At 58.2% G+C, this 20,356-nt stretch carries 21 protein-coding genes; 15 read left to right on the plus strand and 6 right to left on the minus strand.

From position 1 onward, the window contains the following. On the minus strand, positions 1-388 hold a 388-nt coding region (locus QMM04_RS02685), incomplete at its 3' end, for an ABC transporter substrate-binding protein (protein ID WP_282995592.1). A gap of 384 nt (positions 389-772) precedes the next feature. Here QMM04_RS02685 and QMM04_RS02690 point away from each other — a divergent pair. The 3 genes from QMM04_RS02690 to QMM04_RS02700 are packed head-to-tail and all read left to right on the plus strand — an operon-like array spanning position 773 to position 5,153. Beyond that, positions 773-1,906 (plus strand): ROK family transcriptional regulator, encoded by a 1,134-nt coding sequence (locus tag QMM04_RS02690; protein ID WP_058781055.1) that lies wholly within the window; start codon positions 773-775, stop codon positions 1,904-1,906. A gap of 11 nt (positions 1,907-1,917) precedes the next feature. Then, positions 1,918-3,360: a M81 family metallopeptidase gene (locus QMM04_RS02695; protein ID WP_166719399.1), complete on the plus strand. Its 1,443-nt coding sequence runs from the start codon at positions 1,918-1,920 to the stop codon at positions 3,358-3,360. After that, positions 3,357-5,153, plus strand: a complete 1,797-nt coding sequence (locus QMM04_RS02700; protein WP_282995593.1) for an ABC transporter ATP-binding protein — start codon at positions 3,357-3,359, stop codon at positions 5,151-5,153. Before QMM04_RS02695 ends, QMM04_RS02700 begins: the two co-directional genes overlap by 4 nt. A gap of 17 nt (positions 5,154-5,170) precedes the next feature. On the opposite strand, the gene QMM04_RS02705 is transcribed toward QMM04_RS02700, so the two are convergent. Next, positions 5,171-6,340 (minus strand): ROK family transcriptional regulator, encoded by a 1,170-nt coding sequence (locus tag QMM04_RS02705; RefSeq protein ID WP_058759002.1) that lies wholly within the window; start codon positions 6,338-6,340, stop codon positions 5,171-5,173. 264 nt (positions 6,341-6,604) lie between these two features. On the opposite strand from QMM04_RS02705, the gene QMM04_RS02710 reads away from it, so the two are divergent. Genes QMM04_RS02710 through ugpC form a run of 5 tightly spaced genes read left to right on the plus strand, consistent with a single transcriptional unit; the run spans position 6,605 to position 11,629 of the window. Next, the gene (locus QMM04_RS02710) at positions 6,605-7,843 is read left to right on the plus strand and encodes an extracellular solute-binding protein (protein ID WP_125310206.1); all 1,239 of its coding nucleotides are present in this window, start codon (positions 6,605-6,607) and stop codon (positions 7,841-7,843) included. Between the two features lie 9 nt (positions 7,844-7,852). Further along, complete coding sequence (locus tag QMM04_RS02715; RefSeq protein ID WP_021508901.1) at positions 7,853-8,764, plus strand: sugar ABC transporter permease; 912 nt, start codon at positions 7,853-7,855, stop codon at positions 8,762-8,764. After that, positions 8,754-9,593 carry a carbohydrate ABC transporter permease gene (locus QMM04_RS02720; protein WP_021508900.1) on the plus strand — a complete coding sequence of 280 codons (840 nt, stop codon included), beginning with the start codon at positions 8,754-8,756 and terminating at the stop codon, positions 9,591-9,593. The genes QMM04_RS02715 and QMM04_RS02720 overlap by 11 nt, the downstream gene beginning before the upstream one ends. Then, the gene (locus QMM04_RS02725) at positions 9,590-10,543 is read left to right on the plus strand and encodes a carbohydrate kinase family protein (protein ID WP_282995594.1); all 954 of its coding nucleotides are present in this window, start codon (positions 9,590-9,592) and stop codon (positions 10,541-10,543) included. Before QMM04_RS02720 ends, QMM04_RS02725 begins: the two co-directional genes overlap by 4 nt. A 3-nt stretch (positions 10,544-10,546) precedes the next feature. Then, complete coding sequence (gene ugpC, locus QMM04_RS02730) at positions 10,547-11,629, plus strand: sn-glycerol-3-phosphate ABC transporter ATP-binding protein UgpC (RefSeq protein WP_282995595.1); 1,083 nt, start codon at positions 10,547-10,549, stop codon at positions 11,627-11,629. Positions 11,630-11,748: 119 nt separating this feature from the next. Here ugpC and QMM04_RS02735 read toward each other — a convergent pair whose 3' ends face one another. Next, the gene (locus tag QMM04_RS02735) at positions 11,749-13,158 is read right to left on the minus strand and encodes an MFS transporter (RefSeq protein ID WP_282995596.1); all 1,410 of its coding nucleotides are present in this window, start codon (positions 13,156-13,158) and stop codon (positions 11,749-11,751) included. Between the two features lie 115 nt (positions 13,159-13,273). On the opposite strand from QMM04_RS02735, the gene QMM04_RS02740 reads away from it, so the two are divergent. From QMM04_RS02740 to QMM04_RS02760, 5 genes are all read left to right on the plus strand, one after another. Next, positions 13,274-14,128, plus strand: a complete 855-nt coding sequence (locus tag QMM04_RS02740) for a helix-turn-helix transcriptional regulator (protein ID WP_282995597.1) — start codon at positions 13,274-13,276, stop codon at positions 14,126-14,128. 99 nt (positions 14,129-14,227) lie between these two features. Further along, on the plus strand, positions 14,228-14,473 hold the full coding sequence (locus QMM04_RS02745) for an AbrB/MazE/SpoVT family DNA-binding domain-containing protein (protein ID WP_058770344.1): 246 nt from the start codon (positions 14,228-14,230) through the stop codon (positions 14,471-14,473). Beyond that, positions 14,473-14,805 (plus strand): endoribonuclease MazF, encoded by a 333-nt coding sequence (gene mazF / locus QMM04_RS02750; protein WP_058770345.1) that lies wholly within the window; start codon positions 14,473-14,475, stop codon positions 14,803-14,805. The genes QMM04_RS02745 and mazF overlap by 1 nt, the downstream gene beginning before the upstream one ends. Positions 14,806-14,910: 105 nt before the next feature. Next, positions 14,911-15,084: a hypothetical protein gene (locus QMM04_RS02755; protein WP_021508895.1), complete on the plus strand. Its 174-nt coding sequence runs from the start codon at positions 14,911-14,913 to the stop codon at positions 15,082-15,084. Between the two features lie 29 nt (positions 15,085-15,113). After that, positions 15,114-15,461, plus strand: a complete 348-nt coding sequence (locus QMM04_RS02760) for a hypothetical protein (protein ID WP_021508894.1) — start codon at positions 15,114-15,116, stop codon at positions 15,459-15,461. A 39-nt stretch (positions 15,462-15,500) separates the two neighbouring features. Here QMM04_RS02760 and QMM04_RS02765 read toward each other — a convergent pair whose 3' ends face one another. After that, complete coding sequence (locus QMM04_RS02765) at positions 15,501-16,694, minus strand: zinc-dependent alcohol dehydrogenase (protein WP_021508893.1); 1,194 nt, start codon at positions 16,692-16,694, stop codon at positions 15,501-15,503. 263 nt (positions 16,695-16,957) lie between these two features. Between QMM04_RS02765 and QMM04_RS02770 the strand changes: the two genes are divergently transcribed. After that, a complete protein-coding gene (locus QMM04_RS02770; RefSeq protein ID WP_021508892.1) occupies positions 16,958-17,665 on the plus strand; it encodes a phage antirepressor KilAC domain-containing protein in 708 nt (235 codons plus the stop codon). 34 nt (positions 17,666-17,699) lie between these two features. Here QMM04_RS02770 and QMM04_RS02775 read toward each other — a convergent pair whose 3' ends face one another. Next, positions 17,700-17,915, minus strand: coding sequence for a hypothetical protein (locus tag QMM04_RS02775; RefSeq protein ID WP_021508891.1), 216 nt, complete (start codon positions 17,913-17,915; stop codon positions 17,700-17,702). A gap of 141 nt (positions 17,916-18,056) precedes the next feature. Then, a complete protein-coding gene (locus tag QMM04_RS02780) occupies positions 18,057-19,238 on the minus strand; it encodes an FAD-binding oxidoreductase (protein WP_058781044.1) in 1,182 nt (393 codons plus the stop codon). A gap of 207 nt (positions 19,239-19,445) precedes the next feature. Between QMM04_RS02780 and QMM04_RS02785 the strand changes: the two genes are divergently transcribed. Continuing rightward, positions 19,446-20,351 carry a polyprenyl synthetase family protein gene (locus tag QMM04_RS02785; protein WP_022547229.1) on the plus strand — a complete coding sequence of 302 codons (906 nt, stop codon included), beginning with the start codon at positions 19,446-19,448 and terminating at the stop codon, positions 20,349-20,351. Positions 20,352-20,356: the final 5 nt, after the last annotated feature.

Raw genomic sequence — 20,356 nt, forward strand, 5'->3', positions numbered from 1 at the left:
CGGAGGCCAGCACAGGTAAAAACGCCGGATTAAGTTTCTTCAGTGTAAAGGTGACGGGTAAGTCATCTTTTTTCTGCACGTCCTGAATAAAGGTGCGAATTTTCCCACTTCCGGCAAGACCGCGCTTCGTATCCAGATGACGCTGAAAGTTTTCAACGACCGCATCGGCATTAAATGGCGTGCCATCGTGGAATTTAACGTTGGGACGCAGCGTAAATTCCCAGTGCAGTCCGCTGTCGTCGGCATGCCAGGAGAGCGCCAGGGCCGGCATGATTTTGCCATCGTCACCGAGCCGCGTCAGGCCTTCATACATCGGGTCCAGCACCGTGCCGGTAAAGGTCGCGGTCTGATTGCCCGGGTCCATGCTGCGCGGCGGTTCGTTTTGCATAATGACCAGCTGAGCAGCCAAAACCGATGCGCTGGAAAACGACGCCAGAATACCCGCGGCAAGTGTCAGTATCCTGAAATGCTTGAGTGTGCTTTGCATGAAGGCCTCAGTGAATCAGTGACAAAGAGTGAAGAGTCATTGCCCGGCAGGCAGCTGACTGTCATTGCACGCCATCGCCTGCCATACGCTTTGATCATGTTAACGGCAGCAGAAGAACGGGCTCGACGCTATATAAGGCACACTCTGCAAACAAAAGCCAAGATGTCAGTTCATATATTTTACTTATAATTCGATCTGCATTCAGAAAATAAACTAAATACGCTTGAATTTGTTTTCATGGCTGATTATTGTCGGCCAAATACAGCCTGTGCCGTGAGAATCCGGATGCTTAATGCTCATCAGCAACAAATTCTGCGTTTATTAATTTCTTCGCATGGCATGAGCCGCACGGCAATTGCGGAAAAAATGAAGCTGAGTAAAGCCGCAATCAGCACATTAATCAAAGAGATGCTTAGCGCAGGACTGCTTGAGGAGAGCATTCCGGAAAGTAACGGTCAGGGTCGGCCTTCGGTGTTATTAAAAATGCGTGCCGACAGCGCCTATTTTCTCGGTGCGTCGTTGCTCGGTGACGATGTGTATCTGGTGCTGACGGATATGCACGGTCGCATCCTGGCCAGTACCCACATGCCGCTGAATCCCGATCCTGCGCTGCTGGCTGGTGCGCTGGCCGCCGCCATCCCCGGTCTGCTTGCACAAAAAGGCATCTCCGCCGACCAGCTTATCGGGCTGGGCGTCACGCTTTCCGGCTTTGTGGATGAAAACCAGGCGGTGTGCGTTCAGTCTGCCCTGCTGGGCTGGAAAAACGTCCCGCTGGCGGCACTGCTTAACGCGCAAACCGGTCTGGAGGTGTCACTGGAAAACGATGCCAAAGCTCTGGCGGTCAGCGAAAAGATTTTCGGCGTGGCGAAAAAGGCACGGAATTTCACCCTGATTTCCCACGGCGACGGCATTGGCTCCGCGCACTTCTTTCAGGGGCAGCTGCACCGCGGCGCGCACGGTGGGGCCGGTGAAATTGCTCACTGTACCGTAGAGCCCGGCGGGCGTCCGTGCCGCTGCGGCAAACGCGGCTGCCTTGATACGCTGGCATCGCTCACTGCGATGCGTGAAAGCATGCGTGACAAACAGCTGCCCTGCACCAGCGTTGCCGAACTGGAAGCGCTGGCGGTAAAAGGCAATAGCGCCGCGATCGCCATTCTGCACCAGGCAGGTGACGCACTTGGCCTCGCCATCGCCAATATCATTCAGATGAACGATCCGGAGATGATTGTCATCGCCCATCAGCCGGATGCATTCGACGGCCTGCTCAGAACCGTGGTGATGCAGGCGGTAGATAGTCACGTGTTGCCTTCAATTATGGGTAAGACGCCCATCGCCAGCATGGCGATTGATCAGTTGAGCTGGGCCCGCGCCGCAGCCAGTGTGGCGGCTTACCGTTTTATCGTTCACTTACCCGACTAGCGGAGTCTGTTATGCGCATTGCCTATGGTGGAATTCATACTGAATGCAGTACCTGGAATCCGGTGCTCAATTACGCCGACGACTTCCGCATCGTGCGCGGTGAAACGATGACGTCCAATCCCTATTTCGCCTTTCTGCAGGATTACGCGGCCGAATTTCTGCCGACCTTTCACGCCCGCGCCATTGCCGGTGGGCCGGTAGCACGTGTGACCTATGATGCCTTCAAACAGGAGTTTCTCCGTCGGCTTGAGGCGTATTTGCCCGTGGATGGCGTTTACCTGGCGATGCACGGCGCGGTTTATGTCGAAGGGATGGAAGACGCGGAAGGCGACTGGATTAGCGCGACGCGCGAGCTGGTCGGGCCCGATTGTCCGATTAGCGTCAGCTACGATCTGCACGGCAATGTCTCGCAGCGCATCATCGACGCGATCGATATGTTTTCAACCTACCGCACGGCACCGCATATCGATGTGGAAGAGACCATGCGCCGCTCCGTCTCAATGCTGGTCAATAGCCTGCAAAGCGGCATCCGACCGGGTGTGGTGTGGGCACCGATCCCCGTGGTGCTGCCAGGCGAGCGCACCAGCACGGAAGATGAACCGGCCAAAAGCCTTTACGCCAGCCTGCCCGGGATTAACGCACTTGAACATATCTGGGATGCTTCGCTGATGGTTGGCTATGTCTGGGCGGATGAGCCACGCGCCACGGCGGCAGCCATCATGACCGGTACCGATGCCGATGTGCTGTCTGAGCAGGCGGCCAAACTGGCGCTGGCTTACTGGCAGGCGCGTGAGCAATTTGTGTTTGGCTGCGTGACCGGCAGTACTGAAGAGTGCGTACGCATGGCGATTTCCAGCCCTGGAGGACCGGTGATTCTCGCCGACTCCGGTGATAACCCGACCGGCGGCGGCGTGGGCGATCGGGCCGATGTACTGGCCGAGCTGCTGCGGCAAAATGCGCAGGATGTCATCGTTGCCGGCATTACCGATAAACCGGCCACGGAGGCGGCCTTCGCCGCGGGCGTCGGGGCCCGGCTCTCCCTGACTATCGGTGCCACGCTGGATCCTGCCGGCGGCAAAGTCAGCGGCGAGTTTGACGTGTTGCTGCTGAGTGATGATGCCCGTTCGGTTGCCCGTCAGGCGCTGCTGAAGATTGCAGGCATTACCGTGGTGGTTGCCGATCGGCGTCGTCCTTATCACAACCTGGCGGATTTTGCCCTGCTTGGACTCGATCCGCGCCAGGCAAAAATTGTGGTGGTGAAATCCGGTTACCTGTCGCCCGAGCTGGCGCCGATTGCCAATCCCAACCTGATGGCGCTGTCGGAAGGTGTGGTCGATCAGTATGTTGAACGGCTGGTGCGCAAGCGCAAGCTGCAGCCGGCTTATCCGTTCGATACTGATTTTACCTTTGTGCCGGTCAGCACCCGCTCGGCGCGCTTTGTGGCGGCACAATGAATCGCGCTGACCCGCCGGTGCTGAGCATCGAAAATCTCACCGTCGCGTTTCGCAGTGATGACCGCTGGCGTGAGGTGGTGAAAAACGTCTCTTTTACCCTCGGTGCCGGCGAAACGCTGGCGATTGTGGGTGAGTCGGGCTCAGGCAAAAGCGTAACCTCGATGGCGATCATGCACCTGCTGAATAGTCGTCACGCACGTATCAGCGGCAAAGTGCTGCTGAACGGCGTGGACTTGCTCACGCTGAGCGAGCGTGCAATGCGCGATATCCGTGGCAATGCCATTGCGATGATATTCCAGGAGCCGATGACCAGTCTTAATCCGTCGTTCACTATCGGTCACCAGATTGCTGAGGCGCTGATCGCGCACCGCAAAATCAGTGCACGCGCCGCCCGCGAGGAGACTATCCGGCTGCTGGAAAAAGTGCGTATTCCCAACGCGGCCAAACGCTTCAGCGATTACCCGCACCACTTTTCCGGCGGTATGCGTCAGCGCGTGATGATCGCCATGGCGCTGGCGCTGCGTCCAAAACTGCTAATTGCTGACGAGCCGACCACGGCGCTCGACGTCACGATTCAGGGTCAAATCCTTGACCTGATCAAGACCCTGCAGGAGGAGGAAGGCACCGCCGTACTGTTCATCACCCACGATATGGGCGTGGTGGCAGAAGTCGCCGACCGCACGCTGGTGATGTATCAGGGCGCGATGGTGGAAACCGGCAGCACCGCCGCGATTTTTTCAGCCCCGGCGGCAGAGTATACCCGCACTCTGATTGCGACCGTGCCGCAGCTGGGTGCCATGAGCGGCATCGATGGACCGCGTAAGTTTGCGCTCAACGGCGAAGCGCCGGTGGCGCAGGCGCGGCAGACGCCACAAGGGCAAACGCCGCTGCTGTCGGTGAAGAACCTCAGCACGCGCTTCAGCATTCACGAAGGGCTGTTCAGCCGTAAAACCGGTGCGGTGCACGCCGTGGAGAATATCTCGTTTGATCTGCTGCCGGGTGAAACCTTGTCGCTGGTCGGCGAATCCGGCTGTGGCAAATCCACCACCGGCCGCTCGCTAACGCGGCTGGTGCAGCCGAACTCCGGGCAGATTGCTTTTGACGGCAGCGACGTGCTCACCCTCTCCCGGCAAGAACTGCGCAAGCTGCGCTGCGCCATGCAGATGATTTTTCAGGATCCGTTTGCCAGCCTTAACCCGCGCATGTCAGTCCTTGAAGCCCTCACCGAACCTTTTTTACAGCATCGGCTGGGCAGTAAGGCCGCTGCACAGAGCAAAGCGGCCGAACTGATGACGCGCGTTGGCCTGCCCGCAACTATGCTGAAACGCTATCCGCACGAATTTTCCGGCGGCCAGCGTCAGCGCATCTGCATTGCCCGTGCGCTGATGCTCGATCCGAAAATGATCATTGCCGACGAGTCGGTGTCCGCCCTTGATGTCACCGTGAAAGCGCAGATCATCAATCTGCTGCTCGATCTGCAACACAGCCTGAATCTGTCGTATCTGTTTATCTCGCATGATATGGCAGTAGTGGAGCGCATCAGCCATCGTGTGGCGGTGATGCTGCTGGGAGAGATTGTTGAGATTGGACCGCGCGCGGCTATTTTTGAGAATCCGCAGCACCCTTACACACAAAAACTGCTCGCGTCGGTGCCGGTGCCCGATCCGGCGCGCCGCCATTTAAAACGGTACATGGACGTCAGCGAGCTGAAGAGCCCGGTGCGTGCCAATGGATTTGTGCCGGAAACACGGCATTATCAGGAAGTGAGCGCCGGACACTGGGTGATGCGGTAAAACGCTGGCCGCGTTTTTCACTTCATCAGCACCTGGAACTGCGGATTAAACTCATCAAAAATTGGCAGAGCCGCTGCGCCCAGGGCGGCGGTGTCGCTGCCGGTCATGCCGGTCTTGAGTCGCGTGCCGGTCAGATAGCGGCCGCGCACCGATTGGTAGAGCGGCGGCAGGCGCTGGATAATTTTATCCAGCAACACCGCAGGCATCATGCCGCCGATAATCACGCTCTCGGCATCAAAGATACACTCCAGCATATTAATACCCTGGCGCAGCGGCGTGAGCACAGTATCGATCCAGCGATCAAACAGCGCCGGATCAACCTGCAGTAAATCTTCCGGCAGCGCGCTCATTGGGTCCAGCCCGCAGAATTCGTAAGCGGCCTGCAGCGAAACATAACGCTCCAGGCAGCCGTGATTGCCGCAGTAACACTCACGTCCACCGGGTTCAACCACCACGTGCCCCACTTCACCGGCGTTGTGCGCATGGCCGCTGTACACATGGCCATCCATGATGATGCCCGCGCCCAGGCCCGTGCCAATATACAGATAAATAAAGGAATTAAGATGACGCGCCACACCGTGAAAGCGTTCGCCAATCGCCGCGACGGTGGCATCATTCTCCAGCGTGACCGGCAGTCCGCTCATCTCAGCGAGACGCGCCGCGATATCGACATCCTCCCAGCCGTGCAGCGTGGTCGGCCCCATTGACGAGATACCCTCCACACCAAACGGCCCCGGCATCACTACGCCAATACCCAGCACTTTTTGCCAGCGCGGCCCGGTCTGCTGTTTGATCTCCGCCAGCACCCCAGCAATGCGCGCTAATGTGGCATCCGGCTGCGGTTTTTGCACCATAATAAGGCGGCGAAAATGGATTTCACCGGTCAGGTCCACCAGCACAATCAGTAGCGTCTGATGGTCGAGATGGATGCCGATGGAAAACGCACTGGCAGGATTCAGGGTGACCGGAATCGCCGGCTGACCGCGGCCCTGCTTACGCGGCTGACGGCTGGTGAGCAGTTCCGCCTGCTCCAGTTCAGCGACAATATTCGAGACGGTTTGCGGCGTTAACGCGGTCAGTCGCGCCAGCTCGGCACGGGTCAGCTCACCGTGCAGGCGTATCGCTTCGATAATCACCCGGCGATTGTGCGCGCGCGCATGTTCCAGATTGGTTCCCGACGTTTTCATCCTGCTCGCTTCCCTCTTTTAACCACCGCTGCGGACCGCCGCCTCAATATCTATGATCGGCAACACATTTTACAACCTGTTTACCTGACAGCGGCAAAAATCTGTGCAAAGTAGTGTCGGATGGCAGCGTTGTTTTCTGCCCTGGCACGTCCCTTGCTTTAGCTCACTGCTGTCAGCCACTGCGCGCTGGCAATCTGTGCGCGATATTAAATCAATCAAATTGATTTAATTAAACACCCTCTACTGCATGAAGGCGAGAACGCAATGAAAAATCAGATGAAAGGTTGTTTTGCCGCCGTACTGTTCGCCTGCGCGGGCAGCGCGGCAGCGGCTACCACTACGCTCAACGCCCTGTTTATGACGCAGGCGGCCTACAGTGAAAATGATATCCGCGCCATGACTCAGGCGTTTCAGACAGCGCACCCGGACGTGCAGGTCAATCTCGAGTTTGTTCCTTACGAAGCGCTGCACGATAAGATCGTCGCGGCACGCGGCGCGGGCGGCAACGGTTACGATGTGGTGCTGTTTGATGCCATCTGGCCGGCGGAATTCAGCAAGTTCGACCTGTTGCAGGATGTCAGCAGTCGCATCAGCGCAGATGAAAAAGAGAAAATCTTCCCCGGCGCAATGAACACTGTGGTGTTCAAAGGCAAAACACTGGGCATGCCGTGGATCCTCGACACCAAATATCTCTACTACAACAAAGCGATGCTGGAAAAAGCCGGCATCAAAGATCTGCCGCAAACCTGGCAGCAGGTGATGGATGATGCGCGCATCATTAAGCAGAAAAATATCGTTAAATATCCGCTGGTATGGAGCTGGTCACAGGCGGAAGCGCTGGTGTGTGACTACACCACGCTGGTCTCCGGCTTCGGCGGCAAATTCTATAACAACGGTAAGCTCGATTTCTCTACGCCAGCCTCGCTGCAGGCGGTGAAGCTGATGAAAAGCTCGCTCGATGAGGGTCTGACCAACCCGGCTTCGCGCGAATATCTGGAAGAGGACGTGCGCAAAGCCTTTTCCAACGGCGATGCGGCTTTCGCTCTCAACTGGACCTACATGTACAACATGGCCAACGATGCCAAGCAGAGTAAAGTCGCCGGCCAGGTTGGCATCATGCCCGCACCCGGCGATGCGCCCAATCGTTTCGGCGCGGTCAACGGTTCGATGGGTCTGGGCATTGCCAAAGGCAGCAGCCATCCGGATCAGGCGTGGCAGTACATCAGTTACATGACTTCGCAGCCGGTACAGAATAAATACGCCACGCTCAGTCTGCCGATCTGGAAAAGCTCCTACCAGGATCCCGCGGTCAGTAAGAATCAGGAGAGCCTGATCGCTGCTGCCGACAAATCGCTGAATGTCATGCTGTCGCGTCCGGAAACCGCTGATTATTCACGTCTCTCCAACACCCTGCAGCAGCAGCTGCAACAGGTTCTGGTCGGCAGCGCGACACCGGAAGCAGCCATGCAGGCGGTAGACAAAAGTGCGGCGCGTCTGCGTTAAGGGGTCAGTATGCTGAGTTTGCGTCAACGCGAACAACGGCAGGCGTGGGTGCTGCTGGCACCCATGCTACTGGTGATGCTGTTGCTCACCGCCTGGCCGCTGCTGCGCACTATCTGGCTGAGTTTTACCGACGCCGCGCTGATTGGCAGCGGCGGGGAAGCGCCGCAATGGATTGGCCTGGAGAACTATCTCTACGCCATTACCGATGCGGATTTTCAAACCTCGCTGTGGCGCACGCTCTACTTCACCGTGGTGTCGGTAGCGATTGAAGGCGTCATCGGCGTGCTGGTTGCGCTGCTGCTCAACCAGAAATTCGCCGGACGTAACGTGCTGCGCGTGCTGGTGATTCTGCCGTGGGCGCTGCCAACCATTGTGAACGCCATGATGTGGCGCCTCAATTTCAATCCGGACTACGGCAGTATCAACGCCCTGCTGACGCAGCTCGGTATCATTGATGGCTACCGCAGCTGGCTGGGGTCGCCGGCTTCCGCGCTCAACGCAGTAATGTTTGCCGACATCTGGAAAAACTATCCGCTGGTGACGCTGCTGGTGCTGGCGGCGCTGCAGTCGGTGCCGGAGGATCTTTACGAAGCGGCACGGCTGGATGGCGCATCGGCATGGCGGCGTTTTCGTGCCATCACCTTTCCGGCGATTGTCGGATCGCTCAGCGTGGCGCTGGTGTTACGCACCATCGACGCCTTTAAGATCTTCGACATCATCTATGTGATGACGCGCGGCGGTCCGGTCGACAGCACCAAAACGCTGAGCTTTTACGTCTATCAGGAATCATTCAGCTACCTGCGCGCCGGCAGCGGTGCGGCTTATGCCATGTTAATGACGCTGCTGTGCGCGGTGCTGATCACCCTTTACATGCTATTACTGTGGCGGCAGCGCCGTCGGGGAAGTGCCTATGAAGGTTAAACTGCGTACCTGCGCTAAATACGCGGCGGCGCTGCTGGTGGCGCTCTCCGTCGTGGCACCGATGGGCTGGCTGTTTCTGATGAGCGTCAGCGCCACCAGCGATCTGACACGCGTGCCGCTGGAGTGGCTGCCGCGCCAGTGGGATTTCAGCCGCTACGGCAGGCTGATCTCGCTGGAACCCGGCCAGCCCGGCGCGCTGTTTCTACATGCGCTGGGTAATAGCCTGCTGGTGGCAACCGGCGCAACACTGGTATGCCTGCTGCTGGCGATCCCGGCGGCGTTCAGCTTCTCGCGCTATCGCGGCCGTGACGGCTGGCTGTTCGCGTCTCTGGCCATCTATATGGTGCCGCCGGTGGCGTTTGTGCTGCCGCTCTACTTTCTGCTGCAGCAGTTCGATCTGCTCAACACCCGACCCGGTTTGATCATCGTGTACTGCTCGCTGATTCTGCCGTTTCTCACCTGGATGCTGAAAAACCAGTTTGATGCCCTGCCGCAGGATATCGAACAGGCCGCGCGTCTTGATGGTCTGCGCGTCTGGCAGGTGCTGCTGCGCATTACGCTGCCGCTGGCGAAACCGGTGCTGGGCGCGGCGGCGCTGTTTGGCTGGCTGCTGGCGTGGGATGAATTTTTCTACGCCCTGCTGTTCACCAGTAACATCGCCGCACAAACCCTGCCGGTCACCATTGCCGGCTTTACCGCAGGCCGCGCCACTGACGATGGGCTGATTGCCGCCGTCGGTATTCTGGCGTCGGTTCCTCCTCTCTTTATCGCTATCTGGCTGCAAAAAACGCTGGTCAGCGGCCTTGCCAGTGGCGGGAGCAAAGGATGATGAGCAATAAGGAAGCCCGCGCCACGCTCTACGTGGTGGGCAATATCAATGTCGATGTCATCATGGGTACGCTGGACAGCTGGCCGCAGCGCGGCACCGAAGTGATGCTGCAGCACAGTGAGCTGCGTCCGGGCGGTTCGGCGGGCAACTGCGCACTGGCGCTGGAAGCGATGCAGGTGCGCCATCGCGCCGTCGCTAATCAGGGCGATGACGGCCTCAGCGCATGGCTGGCGAGCCATTTTCCGCACAGCGCGGCGCACTGGACACGCTACCCCTGCGAAACCTCGCTCACCGTTGGCGTTACGCACTCCGATCACGAGCGATCGTTCCTCAGCAATCTCGGTCACATTGTGCGGCTCAGCGCGCAGGACGTGCTGAGCCAGCTCCCGGCGCAAGCCAGCAGCAGCGATATCGTGCTGTTGTGCGGCACGTTTCTCTGCCTGCAACTGTATGACGACTACCCGCAGTTGCTGGCCGAACTGCAGCAGCGCGGGTTTATCACTGCCGTCGATACCGGCTGGCCGCCACAGGGCTGGAGCGATGAGGTACGCGCGCAGATCGCCCGCTGGCTGCCGCAGTGCGACTGGCTGCTGCTCAATGAAGTCGAAACGCTCGGGCTGAGTGGCGCAGATGATCTGCACACCGGTGCGCACCAGCTGGCGCAACGGCTCAGCGGGCGCGGCGGCTGCGTGGTGAAATGCGGTGCGCAGGGCGCGGGCTGCTGGCAGCGTCAGCGCAGCCTGCAACAGCCTGGTCGCGCGGTCGCGGTGGTCGACACCATCGGTGCCGGCGACAGCTTTAACGCTGGTTTTCTTACCGCGCTGCTGCATCAGCAGGAGCTTGCCACCGCGCTGCAATGGGGCATTGCGGTGGCCTCACTGGCAATCAGCACGCAGCCACGTCGTTATCCCGACTGGCAACAACTGCAACTATGCGCACAGGAGTTTTAAATTATGGCCGGTGTTGAACTCGTTAAAGTGGCCAAGCGCTACGGTAAACAGTCGGTGCTGCATCCGCTCGACCTGACCATTCCCGACGGCAGCTTTACCGTGCTGGTCGGCCCGTCCGGCTGCGGCAAGTCGACGCTGCTGCGCCTGCTCGCCGGACTGGAGAGCCTTTCCGACGGCGCGATTCTGATGGATAAGGTGCAGATTAACGATCGCGATCCCGCCGATCGCGACATTGCGATGGTGTTTCAGAGTTATGCGCTCTATCCGCATCTGACGGTGGCCGAAAACCTGGCGTTTCACATGCAGGTAAAAAAGGTACGTCGCGATGAGCAGCAGCAGAAAATCGCGCGCATCGCCGCGATTCTTGGCATTGATAAGCTGCTGCAGCGCTACCCGCGCGCGCTCTCGGGTGGGCAGCGTCAGCGCGTGGCGATGGGCCGCGCCATGGTGCGTAATCCGCAGGTGTTTCTGTTTGACGAACCGCTCTCTAACCTTGATGCCCAGCTGCGTATGGAGCTGCGCGCCGAGATCAAGTCACTGCATCAGCGTTTCAAAACCACCATGGTGTATGTCACGCACGATCAGGTAGAAGCGATGACGCTGGCCGACCAGATTGTGGTGATGAAAGAGGGACGCATCGTGCAACAGGGCGCACCGCTGGCGATCTACGATCGTCCGGCAGATACCTTTGTGGCGCGTTTTATTGGTTCGCCGCCCATGAACCTGTTACCGGCACAATTGCTGACGCACGATGGCGTGACGGGCGTGCAGTGTCAGGACTGGTGGCAGCCGCTGCCCGCGCAGTGGCAGGCGGTGGCACAGGAACGTGAAGGCGCTGCCGTGACGCTGGGGGTGCGCCCGCACGATCTGTGCGAAGTGCAGGACGGCGCGCCTGCGAGGGTAAACGTGGTGGAGATTACCGGGGAATCAACCCTGCTGCACCTTGACTGGCACGGTCATGCGCTGCATATGCAGATGGCCGGACGGCATGCGGCCAGCAGTGGCGCGACGCTGCGCATCGGTTTCAATCCGCAAAAAATTCATCTGTTCGATGCCGAAAGTGGTTTACGCCTGGCGGAAAAGTAAGCGCGGCGCGGTTTTCAGGTGCCGGGGCGCATCAATGCGCACCCGGCCCAAAAACCTGTTATTACCTTGCAGGGTCACGGTCTACGGTGACCAGACGGGCTGACTTTTTCCCTCCGGCGTCAGCCTTCAGCCGTCGCCGGCTGGAACGTCCGGCGGTTGACGCTGGTCAGCACCACCAGCAGTGCCATCATCAGCAACTCCACCGCCAGCGTACCGCTGATGGCTGCCAGATGATTACCATGCTGATTGATCTGGGTGAACACGCCGCCGAGCAGCATCGGTCCCAGTCCCAGCGCCGATTGCTGCACGGTAGACAGCACCGCACTGCCTGCGCCGGCCTGATGATGCGGCACCCCGCTCATGCCAATCCGGTAGAAGGTGCTGACAATAAACGACTGGCCAAAGCCAATCAGCGCGGTAGCCGGAATCAACGTAGCAATGCCCACCTGCGGCCACTTCAGCTGCAGCGTCGCGATCAGCGCCACCAGCCCGACCATCTGAATCGCACAGCCAGACAGTAACGTGGCACGTTTACCATAGCGCTCAACCATGCGGGTAGTACGCATTGAGCCGATAAAATAGGCCGCACCCAGGGCAATAAACGCATTGCCGGACTGGAAAGCGGTCATGCCGATGCCGGATTGCAGCGTCAGCGCCACCGCGAACATAAAGCCGCTCCAGCAGGAGAAGAACAGCACCGCCAGCGTCAGACCAAAACGCACGCTGGAAAGACGCAGCAGCGAGGGCGGCAGCAGCGGCGATCCGCCAGCGGCTTCCAGTCGCAGCGCGCTGTGGCGCAGCCAATGCAGAAACAACGGAAACAGCGCCAGCAGTAACAGGCACGGCCACGACCAGTGCAGCAGCGGCCCCAGCGCGAGTGCCAGCATCAGACAGCCGATCGCGCCAGCCAGCAGCAGCGTACCGCTCACATCCACCGGCACCCGCTTGAGGTTATGCGTTTCCGGTACGAAGCGGCGCGCGGTCAGCAGGACGAACAGGCAGATCGGCAGGTTGATGAGAAACACGCTGCGCCAGCCGTAGCCGCCAATATCGGCTTTGATCAAAAAACCGCCCAGCACCTGGCCAACAATAAAAGCCAGCCCGCCGATACCGCCGTACAGGCCAATCGCCCGCGCATGCGCCCTGCCCTGCAGCGTAACGTGCAGCGTGGCGAGAATCTGCGGCACCATAAAAGCGGCACCGACGCCCTGCAGCGCGCGCGCAAACATCAGCATGCCGACGCTGTTAGCGATGCCGCACAATAATGACGCAATGCCAAAGATCCAGACGCCAGCCAGAAACACGCGACGGCGGCCAAAGTTATCACCCAGGCGTCCGCCCATCGCCAGACAAATAGCAAAAGCGATACCGTACACCGCCACGATCAGCGCCAGCGCGATCGGCGAGGCACGCAGCGATTGCGCCATCGCATCCAGCGCGACGTTGACTATGGAAAAGTCGATCATCGGCAATAGCTGCCCGGCCAGCAGGACCACCAGTCCTGCACGTTGAAGTTGCGATGTCTGCATAGCGTTAACCTTGTTTTTAGTTTCACTACGGCATAGCATCACCTAACCATTAAACGGGTACCAGTTCTTGATTATCATGGTATAAATTCTACCCGTCTCGTCTGGAGAGCTGCTGATGAGCACCGCGCAAACCCTTACCCCCGCTGAGCTGAACAACCGTAAATTACTCGGTACCTTTTTACGTACGCGCCGTGAGAGCCTGGATCCTAACCGCCTCGGTTTACCGCGCATGCGTCAGCGCCGCACGCCGGGTTTACGCCGTGAAGAGGTAGCGCAGCTGGCGGATGTCGGCGTCACCTGGTACACCTGGCTGGAACAGGGGCGCGATATCAAAGCCTCCACCAAAACGCTGACGGCCATCGCCAGCGCCCTGCAATGCAATGATGTTGAGACGCAGCATCTTTTCTCGCTGGCCGGACACACCCTGCCATCGACGCGCGTCGCCGCTGCCTGCTGCAAACTCGCCGGACATAATCAGCAAATGCTGGATGCCATTCAGCTGCCGGCGATCATCGAAACGCCGCGCTTCGATATCCTCGGCTATAACCAGGCGTGGTGTGCACTGATGGGCGTCGATTTAGCCCAGATCGCGCCGGAAGATCGCAACTGTATCTGGCTGGCGTTCAACCATGCCGGCTGGCGCAACGTGATGACCGACTGGGACGAAGTAATGCCACAGATGGTGGCGATGTTTCGCGGTCAGATGGGCGAGCATCTGGGCGATCCGCACTGGGAGAGCTTCCTGGCGCGATTGCTGAACAGTTCCGATGAGTTCGCGCGCACCTGGCAGCGCTACGAACTGGGCAAGGTAGAAAACCGCGTGAAACGCTTTTACCGTGCCGAAGTGGGCGAAATGACGCTGCGCCAGAACAACTGGTGGTCGGCGTCACGCAACGGCGACCGCCTGCTGGTGTATGTGCCGGATGATGCCGCCAGCGCAGCGGCGCTGCAACAGTTAACGGCGCGCTGAATCCTGCCGCTTTCTTAACATGTCAGGCTGAAGGTGTTTATACGTTGTATCAACATCATCACGGCTATACAATGTATACACATTCTTCGGAGGCCTGTTATGACGACCGTCACCTTAAAGAAATGGGGCAACAGTCCCTCGATTCGCATTCCGTCCAGCGTGATGCAATCCGCGTCGCTCAGCGTGGACGATAAACTGGAACTCAGCGTTGAAGATGGCAAACTGATCCTTGTGCCGCTCAGGGAAAAGGTGTATTCACTGGACGCTCTGCTGGACGAAATCACCGACGATAACGTTCATGATAAAATTGATTTTGGACCTTCAGTGGGCAAGGAAAGAATCTGATGGTGTCACGTTTTGTTCCCGATGCAGGCGATCTCATCTGGCTGGATTTTGATCCCACCCTCGGCCATGAACAGGGCGGCCATCGTCCTGCGGTTGTGCTGAGTCCCTTTGCCTATAACAACAAGGTCGGCATGTTGTTGTGCGTCCCGTGTACCACCCAGGTCAAAGGCTATCCTTTTGAAGTTTCCCTTACCGGTAGCCGTGATAGTGTGGCGCTGGCCGATCAGGTCACCTCCATCGACTGGCGCGCCAGAAAAGTGGTGAAAAAAAGCCATGTGACCGCCGAGGAACTGAGTGAGATTCGCGCTAAAGCTAAAGCGCTGATTGGCTGACGTCCGTTATCTTTGCCATCGCCACCGATAAGAATGTCCTGCGCTATCCCCAACCTTATTTATCCTGTCTATGCTTATCAGACGATAATAAATTCAGGAGAGCGCATGAAACTACTTTATTTCGTTTCGCTTATTGCTGCAGCCGGTTATTTACTGGCTTTCTTACCTAAACTGCGCACCCGTCGCGAGCCTGTGGCTTATTGGGGGTGCTGGGCTTATTTAGGTCTGAACGCGGTATATTGGGCAGTATTTGCGTTTCGCTATTATTTTCTGCGCTAACCGTGGTAACGTCATGAAGGAGTTATGTTATGTCAGAAAACAATCGCGATCGGATGCCCTATTTACTCTATTTTTCCCGTCAGCGTTTACTGGTGGAAAATATCGATGGCCACATCGTTGATATTGGCGGTGCGGAAAGAGTGGGCGATCGTTATCGCTGGCAGCTGGACGGTAAAGATGCCGGGGGAGAAACGGAGCAGGAAGTGGACGAATTACTGGCGGAGGTGGAAAAACACCTGAGCTTTTTGTTCGTCGATGGCCAGTTTACCAGCCTGCCCGATGTCAGTGCTGATTATGGCGATCGGCTGGATAACGCGCCCTCACGGCAAATTGCACTACCCGAGCTCAACGATCGCGATGAAGATATCGTGCGTTAAGCCACTGAAGCAGGCTGCCGTCAGGCAGCCTGTCAGCACTCAGGCCGCCGGCGTGGTACTGGCCATACCGGGCACCAGAATCACTTTGCGGCAATCCTCTTTGCGTTTTTCAAAGATTTCATAGCCGCGCGCGGCCTCTTCCAGCGGCATATGGTGCGTCACAATCTCTTCCGGCGTCAGCAGCCCTTGCTCAATCAGCGACAGCAGGCGCGGTAAATAGGCCTGCACATGCGTCTGGCCCATTTTAAACGTCAGTCCTTTATCGAATGCATCGCCAAACAGGAAGCCGTGGATAAAGCCGGCATACACGCCCGGCACGCTGACCACACCGCCACGGCGCACTGCCGCAATACACTGCCGCAGCGCCTTCCCGCTGCTGCCCTCCAGCTTCAGATTACTCATCACCGTTTCCGTCAGGCTGCCCTTGGCTTCAAAACCTACCGCATCGATTACCGCATCAACGCCCCGGTGGCCTTGGGTATGATCAATGATCCAGCCAGCAGGATCGTCGATTTCATCAAAATTGATCGGCGTAACCCCATAGCGCTGGCGGGCAAATTCCAGTCGATAAGCGTTGTGGTCAATCATAAAGATCTCTTCCGCGCCTGCCAGGCGCGCGCAGGCGGCGCTCAGTAACCCGACCGGGCCAGCGCCAAAAATGGCGACGCTGGAGCCTTTATCAAGTCCGGCATTTTGCACTGCCTGCCAGGCGGTGGGCAGGATATCGGAGAGAAACAGCACTTTCTCATCCGGTAGCGCCAGCGGCACTTTAAACGGCCCGACATTGGCTTTTGGCACCCGTACATATTCCGCCTGGCCGCCCGGCACGCCACCGTACAGTTTGCTATAGCCAAATAACGCTGCAGGCGGGGTAATATTTTTCTTGTTTAAAATAGCACCGCGCCCGCTATTGGTATTTTCACAGGCCGCATACTGATGCAGATGACAAAAGAAACAGTCGCCACAGGCAATAACAAAGGGCACCACAACGCGATCGCCAATTTTCACATTGGTAACCTCACTCCCCGCTTCGACCACTTCACCCATAAATTCGTGACCAAATATATCACCGTGATCGGTACCGGGAATTTTTCCGCGATAAAGATGTAAGTCGGAGCCGCAAATTGCCGTCGCGGTGACGCGTAAAATAATGTCGTCCGGCTGCTCTAAAATCGGGTCAGGAACAGTTTCAACGCGCACCCGATGTGGGCCATGATAAGTTAACGCTTTCATAATCAGCTCCTCATAAATAAGCGTAACGAAAGGTTGTCTTTATTTAACCTGAATCGCTTAAGCCTGGTAGTAATAGTCGAATAGGCAAGCGTATCGGTATCGGGTGCAGAGCGGGGTCCGGCGCAGTTGCGCTTTGTGCGATATCTCGCAGAGAGGCATTTCTTAAAGTAACGGCTAAAAATAATACTGGATATGCAAACAGTATATTGTATACTTATCCAGCAGTCTGATGGACTGTTCCACGTTTGTAAGAGGTGATACTGATGATGATCTCAACGGAAAGTCTTGCTGCTCTCAACGCAACTCTGCTGATGAGCAGCCGTGAAATTGCCAGAATAACCGGCATCACGCATGGCGAAGTGAAGCGCCTGATTAAAAGCCTGGAAACCGCGCAGCGCCTTTCCCAGCCTGTCACGGTGAATCATTACGAGCATGAAGGTGAGACACGTCAGGAGTTTCAGCTGAATAAACGTGACTCGCTGCTGGCGGTTGCTCGTCTTTCCCCTGGCTTTACCGCCGAACTGCTGGACCGCTGGCAGGAGCGGGAAAAATTCACCCATCTGCCCGACTTCACCAATCCGGCGGAAGCGGCACGTGCCTGGGCAGAACAGTTTGAGCAACGCCGTGCGGCGGAACAGCAACTGGCGCTGACGGCCCCAAAGGCAGAATTCTTTGATCGATTTGTGGATGTGCATGAGTCGCTGGGTTTCCGCCAGCTGTGCAAAATGCTCAAGGTGAAAGAGCCGGAGTTTCGGCAGTTTCTGCTTGAGCGCAACATTATGTACCGTGACAAAGGTGCGCTGACGCCACAGCAGCACCATCTGCAAGCTGGCTATTTTGCGCTGCGCAGCGGAATGGGTGAAAACCAGCATGCTTTTTCGCAGGCACGGTTTACCGCGAAAGGTGTGAAGTGGGTTGCCAGCCTGTGGGCCGGTCATGTCGCTGCACGGCCGAATGGTGTCGCTGCCTGATATTCAGCCGGTCAGGACGACCGGCTGGATTCGCTTAGCGCTGATGGCGGCGGCGCTGGAGCCGATGGCGAAACTGCCTGACCTCTTCGCGTGACCAGCAGCGAGAGGAGAGCGGCAGGCTGTCATCAACCGCCGCCGGCAGCGGCAATTTTTCCAGCGTGCCACGATTACACATAGCACGCGCCAGCGTGGTACAGGGGATATCAAGGTAATGCGCCATCTGCGGCAGCGTCATCAGGGTGGTACGCATACTCACCTCCATTTGGCTTATGTTTCGCCTTCCATGGTTGAGCAGCCCGGCTGATGTTTTTTTGATCGCGATCAGCCTACGCCTTAATTCAGGTTAAAAATTAATCAACCCGCTACCCTGTGGTCTGCACCATCGCTTCGCTCACTGTGCCGCAGGAAAGTTTCGCCGAATCGGTGCAAATGCGCTGGCGGTTTTGCCGATCAGCCGTTGTGGCCGGAACTCTTTCAGCAGGTCGCTGGGACTGTCGCCGCTCAGTTCTTGCGCCACCAGCCGGCCAATCAACGGTGACAGCGTGATGCCACTGTGCGTCACCGCGACATACACGCGCTGATGCGGGGTGACAAAGCCCAGTGCCGGCAAGCCATCAGCCGGACGCGCCCGCTGCCCGACGACAATCTGCTCGATCTGCAACGCACCAGCCGTGGCAAACAGCGCACGGTAGCGCTCACGAAACTGATCGGCAATGGCACCATGAGTCGACGGCGGCGCGCCCGGATCGGCCAGATGATCGAGATCCAGCGCCTGTAACAGTAACCGCCCGCCGCCGTCCGGCCGCACGTTCAGCTGCGGAGAAATCAGGTTGGTGCCAAGCGATAACGGCTGCGGTGCGGTGCGCGCCAGAAAGCTGCAGGCCACTGCATCAGGCTTGCTGGTGTCAATCAGCGCCAGTTCCAGACCAAGCGTATGCAGCAGCTGATTGGCCCAGCGTCCGGTCGCCAGCACCAGACGATCACCCTGCCACTGCTCACCCTGCTCCAGCTGCACCGTCACGCCTTCCGCATTTTCACTGATGTGCTGAATCGCCTGATGCTGATGCAGTACCGCGCCGTGCGCCTGCGCCTCTGACCACAGCCGTGCCAGATACAGCGCCGGATAGAGCACCGATTCCGTTGGAAAATGCCAGATGCTGCCGTGCACCGCAGACGCGCGCAGTTCAGGAATTTCCTGCTGCAGCTCGGCCAGCGTCCTTTGCCGTGCCGCATAGCCAGCGGCCTGCAAGGCGGTGGCACGCTGCTGCAGTTGCTGTTCGGCTTCACCCGCGCCGGCCCACTCCCAGGTGCCACAAGGTTCCAGCCAGCGCACGCCATTGGTCTGCGTCAGCTGCAGCCGGATATGCTCCTCCATCGCCAGCGCATTGAGGCGGTGATAGCTGGCAGGCTGTTTGCCGTTCGAGTTCACCCAGGCAAATGTGGTGCTGCTGGTGCCCGCGCCCATGTGTTGCCGGTCAAAGAGGGTCACCTGCGCGCCCTGCCTTGCCAGCGCCCACGCCACGGCAAGACCGATCACACCCGCACCGATTACCGCCACTTTTTGCGTCGTCATAGCTGTCTCCTCTGATTGCCCGTCATCATAGCAGCCACCGCAGCGAAAACTGGCCTGAGGGTCATAGGAATTACTTCTCAGATTATTCAATAAATAAAAAAAGCGTGACGGTGCGTTAAAGTCGCTTCGCTCGCTGGCGCACTCCCCTTACCGGGTCTACGGTTAATTGAAAAAGCACAAGAATTTAACTAACCATGGAAAGCCGCTATGACCGCCCATGTCGATACCACAGCAAGCCAGGAAAGCGATCTCCTTCAGTTGCATCACGCATTGCAGGCTCATCTTGAACATTTATTGCCTGCCGGGCAGCAGGCCGATCGCGTTCGGGCTGCCATGCGTGCCGGCACGCTGGCACCGGGCAAACGTATTCGTCCGCTCTTGCTGCTGCTGGCAGCACGCGATATGGGCTGTGACGTGGCGCAGCAGGGCATCCTTGATCTTGCCTGTGCAGTCGAAATGGTGCACGCCGCCTCACTGATCCTTGACGACATTCCATCAATGGATAACGCCCGGATGCGACGTGGGCGCCCGGCAATCCACTGTGAATATGGGGAAAACGTGGCGATCCTGGCAGCGGTCGCGCTACTCAGCCGCGCCTTTGAGGTGATTGCACTCGCGCCGGGTCTGCCGGCAACGCACAAAGCCGAAGCCATTGCCGAGCTCTCCTCTGCCGTGGGCCTGCAGGGACTGGTTCAGGGTCAGTTCCAGGATCTGCATGACGGCGCACACAGCCGCAGTCCGGAAGCCATCACCCTGACCAACGAACTGAAAACCAGCGTCCTGTTTCGCGCCACGCTGCAGATGGCGGCGATTGCGGCCGATGCGTCAGTGCAGGTGCGTCAGCGTTTAAGCTATTTTGCGCAGGATTTAGGTCAGGCATTCCAGTTACTGGACGACCTGGCAGATGGCTCTAAACACACCGGCAAGGACTGTCATCAGGATCAGGGCAAATCCACTCTGGTGCAGATGCTGGGTCCGGAAGGGGCTGAACGTCGTCTGCGCGACCATTTAAGCAGTGCCGATGCACACCTTGCCTGTGCCTGCCATCGCGGTGTCGCCACCCGCCAATATATGCACGCCCTGTTTAATCAACAGCTGGCGATGTTTAACTGAAGCCG

Origin of the sequence: Pantoea sp. Pa-EAmG, assembly GCF_030024295.1 — a bacterium.
In the GTDB taxonomy this organism is placed as follows: domain Bacteria; phylum Pseudomonadota; class Gammaproteobacteria; order Enterobacterales; family Enterobacteriaceae; genus Pantoea; species Pantoea dispersa.